This is a genomic window from Crenobacter sp. CS_VA4 (genome assembly GCF_055597485.1).
In genome coordinates this window covers 1-3,138 of sequence record NZ_JBVMAE010000060.1, presented here as the reverse complement: position 1 = coordinate 3,138, position 3,138 = coordinate 1, and the positions used below count along the sequence as shown (strand labels likewise).

The following is a 3,138-nucleotide window of genomic DNA, read 5'->3' as shown; positions in this document are numbered from 1 at the left end:
AGCGGCTTGAGGCTGGCCGCCTGGTCGGGCAACAGGACGCCGACGGCGATGCCGAGCACGAGGCCGATCATCACCTGTATGAACAGCGATTTCTTAATGAGTTGCAACATGGTTTCTCTTCTCCTGGTGTAGATAGGTGTGTTGTTGTTATTGGGGTACGGCTCAACTGCGGCGGATGGCGATACGGGGCCGCTCAACGGCGTTGACGATGTGCTGCTGCATTACGGCACTGGCGGTCGCACTGTCGTGCGCCTTATTCGCGCACAGGATCGCTTCCGTTTCGGCCAACACGGTGTGCATTGCCCGCAACCGCGTCAGCAAGATGTCGCAGGTGCGGCCGATCGCCTCGCTGGTCTGTTCCATCACCTGATGGAACACCGGGTTGCGCGAAAGAGCCGCCTGCTGACGATGAAACCGGAGGCTGGCCTCGACCACGGCGGCCAGATCGTCCGCCGCGTCCAGCGATTCGTGCATGTCGAGCACGGCCAGGCGCAGTTGCTTCAGCGCGTCGACATGGTTCCGCGGGGAGGAAAGCCTGTCGTCGGCCTGCCGGAGACCTTGCTTGATCGCATCGAGAGCACTGCTGGCGGCTGCATCGCCTAGTTTTGATGAAGTGAACATCTGTCAGACAGTCTGGCTGTTGAAACCTGCCTGCAATTTACACCGGTCTAACTGGTAATACCAGTAAGACTGCAAAAATTTTCACGCGGCGGCTGGGGATCAGAGCAGGGCGAACTGGCTACGCTGTCGGCCGAACAACATCGTGATGGGTGGGGCTTTACTATTGGGTGGCGCAGATGAAACCAGCATGATCTTCAATGCCCACAAAAAACGCCGCCCAACTTGGACGGCGCCTTGTGCCTTGTATATAAGAAACTCTCTATAGTGCTTCGCTGCTGAGGCGTTTACTTAATCTGGTGACCGATCACGCCACCCACCGCAGCGCCACCTACCGTACCCACTGCGTCGCCGCCAGTCAGAACGTGGCCGACAACCGCCCCGGCACCCGCACCGATCACGGTGTTTCTATCCTGCCGCGACATGCCAGCACAACCGGCCAGCGACGTAGCTACCAACACAGCCAAGGCAAGATTTCTCATGGCGTTACTCATGATTGACCTCCTTAGGTTAGATGGCTTCACTCCCTACTTATAAGTCTAACGCCGCAGCACTTTATGACCAGAAAATGGCAATGAAAATCGTTAATAATCATTAAGTTGAAGATTTTGTCGTATCGGCGCGAAACCAACATGACACCGCTGCATCTCTGAAAGAAGCAGGATGGAGAGATCGAGCGCTACAGGTTCGGCCAACCCCAGCGCTCGAGGGGCGCATCAGGAAGAACGCCACAGCCAGGAGGCAGCGAGCACCGGTGTTCAACAGGGGCGAGACCGACTATGCATCGATGCTGCGATACATCTCGGCAACCATCGTCTTGGTTTCCACGCCATGCTGTTCGTCTACCTTGGCGCATTCTTCGCTGATTTTGCAGGCCAGGCTGACAACCCGCTGAGCGATCACGTCCGGGTCAAGCTCATGCTTACCGATCTGGGCGGCGATGATGTGTGACGCCGCGATCACATGTGCGTTATTCATGACGCCTCATCCATGGAGTGTTCTAGACCCTAAGCCTAGACCTCAATGTGACGACTTGGCAGGTTTGGGAAAGTAGGCGATCCGCCCAACCGCCCACGAAGTACGAGGCTTGGCAGGCCGGGTAGGCGAAGACCTACGGCAAGGGTTTGCCCAAGCCCTGGTCTGGACGCCAAGACGCCTCGACTACCGAGGTGTATCTCGATACTCGAGGCGCCGAGTGGGTTCGTCCATTGCAGCCGCTACATGATGTAAGCAGCCGCTATCGTTTCAGGAACTCTAAAGTTTAGGCACTTTCTTCCTTGAAGCGGCCATAGCTCATCAACCGCTCCATGCGCGACTTCAGCAGCTCGTCGATCGATTTGCCGGTGAGCTCTTTCAGTTCGTCCTGCAGCACCCGCTTGAGGGCCACCATCATCTGGCCATGGTCGCGGTGGGCACCGCCCAGTGGCTCGTTGATCACTCGATCGACCAGGCCCAGCGTCTTCAGCCGGCTGGCGGTGATGCCCAGCGCCTCGGCCGCGTCAGACGCCCGCTCGGCGGTCTTCCACAGGATCGACGCACAACCCTCCGGCGAAATCACCGAATAGGTCGAGTACTGCAGCATATTGAGGCAATCGCCCACCGCAATCGCCAGCGCACCGCCGGAACCGCCCTCGCCGATCACCGTGCAGATCACCGGCACGCGCAGTCGGGTCATCTCGTACAGATTGCGGCCGATCGCTTCGGATTGGCCACGCTCCTCGGCGCCGATGCCCGGGTACGCCCCCGGCGTGTCGATGAAGGTGATCACCGGCACGCCAAACTTTTCGGCCAGCTTCATCAGCCGCAGCGCCTTACGGTAACCCTCGGGGCGCGGCATGCCGAAGTTGCGGCGAATCTTTTCCTTGGTGTCGCGCGCCTTCTGATGACCGATCACCATCACGCTCTGACCGTTGAAGCGCGCCAGGCCGCCGACAATCGCGGCGTCGTCGGCAAACGAACGGTCGCCGTGCAGCTCTTCGAAGTCGGTGAACAGGTTGGCGATGTAATCGAGCGTATAAGGCCGTTGCGGGTGACGGGACACCTGCGAGATCTGAGACGGCGTCAGCTTGCTATAGACCGCCTTGGTCAATTCCTGGCTTTTTTTCTGCAAACGGGCAATTTCTTCAGAGATATCGAGTACCGAATCATCCTGAACGAATCGCAGCTCTTCTATTTTGTTCTCGAGCTCGGCAATCGGTTGCTCAAAATCGAGAAAAGTCGGCTTCATGGGCACATCATCCGCGTGAGAAAATCGGTCAATCATACATGAGCGCTACCGGGGGCGTCACGCCTGTCCGACAAGACTCTCCGTCATGACATTGAAGCTGAATCGGTCGATTGTTTATTTTTTTTGGCAAACCGCTTGCACGCCCATCGTCGTTATGTTTTAATCCGCCTCCTCGCTGAACGCAACACGAAAACAGCGGGAAACCCAGCAGTTACGGGGCGTTTAGCTCAGTTGGTAGAGCGTCTGCCTTACAAGCAGAATGTCGGCGGTTCGACTCCGTCAACGCCCACCAA

The 3,138-nt window shown here is 57.8% G+C and carries 4 protein-coding genes and 1 tRNA gene; 1 reads left to right on the top strand and 4 read right to left on the bottom strand.

Going from position 1 to position 3,138, the window contains the following annotated elements; genetic code table 11:
* Window positions 1-162: 162 nt before the first annotated feature.
* From ACZ2IA_RS22585 to ACZ2IA_RS22570, 4 genes are all read right to left on the bottom strand, one after another.
* On the bottom strand, window positions 163-621 hold the full coding sequence (locus ACZ2IA_RS22585; protein ID WP_470294837.1) for an FCD domain-containing protein: 459 nt from the start codon (window positions 619-621) through the stop codon (window positions 163-165).
* 284 nt (window positions 622-905) lie between these two features.
* A complete protein-coding gene (locus tag ACZ2IA_RS22580; RefSeq protein ID WP_470294836.1) occupies window positions 906-1,112 on the bottom strand; it encodes a YMGG-like glycine zipper-containing protein in 207 nt (68 codons plus the stop codon).
* 283 nt (window positions 1,113-1,395) lie between these two features.
* A complete protein-coding gene (locus tag ACZ2IA_RS22575; protein ID WP_470294835.1) occupies window positions 1,396-1,596 on the bottom strand; it encodes a hypothetical protein in 201 nt (66 codons plus the stop codon).
* 283 nt (window positions 1,597-1,879) lie between these two features.
* Window positions 1,880-2,845 carry an acetyl-CoA carboxylase carboxyltransferase subunit alpha gene (locus ACZ2IA_RS22570; protein WP_470294834.1) on the bottom strand — a complete coding sequence of 322 codons (966 nt, stop codon included), beginning with the start codon at window positions 2,843-2,845 and terminating at the stop codon, window positions 1,880-1,882.
* Between the two features lie 216 nt (window positions 2,846-3,061).
* On the opposite strand from ACZ2IA_RS22570, the gene ACZ2IA_RS22565 reads away from it, so the two are divergent.
* A tRNA-Val gene (locus ACZ2IA_RS22565) sits at window positions 3,062-3,137 on the top strand.
* Window position 3,138: the final 1 nt, after the last annotated feature.